This window comes from Finegoldia sp. P3-F-LR, assembly GCF_052932165.1.
In genome coordinates this window covers 1-378 of record NZ_JBRFJE010000058.1, presented here as the reverse complement: position 1 = coordinate 378, position 378 = coordinate 1, and the positions used below count along the sequence as shown (strand labels likewise).

Annotated in this window: 1 protein-coding gene; it reads left to right on the top strand. The window is 42.3% G+C overall.

Translation table 11 applies throughout. From position 1 onward, the window contains the following. A partial coding sequence (locus ACU68U_RS09300) for a GTP-binding protein (protein WP_446763200.1) occupies nt 1–378 on the top strand: 378 nt, incomplete at both ends.

Here is a 378-nt window from a genome sequence, read left to right as displayed (position 1 = left end):
ACGGAGCAATCCTAGTAGTAAGTGCAGCAGACGGTCCAATGCCACAAACAAGAGAACACATCTTGTTAGCAAGACAAGTAGGCGTACCAAAAATCGCAGTATTCTTAAACAAAGAAGACCAAGTAGACGATCCAGAACTAATCGAATTAGTTGAAATGGAAGTACGTGATCTATTAAACGAATACGAATACGAAGGAGACGACACACCAATCGTAGTAGGATCAGCATTAAAAGCATTAGAAGATCCAGACGGAGAATGGGGAGACAAAATCATGAAATTGATGGAAGAAGTAGACGAATGGATCCCAGCTCCAGTAAGAGACGTTGACCACCCATTCCTAATGCCAGTAGAAGACATCTTCACAATCACAGGACGTG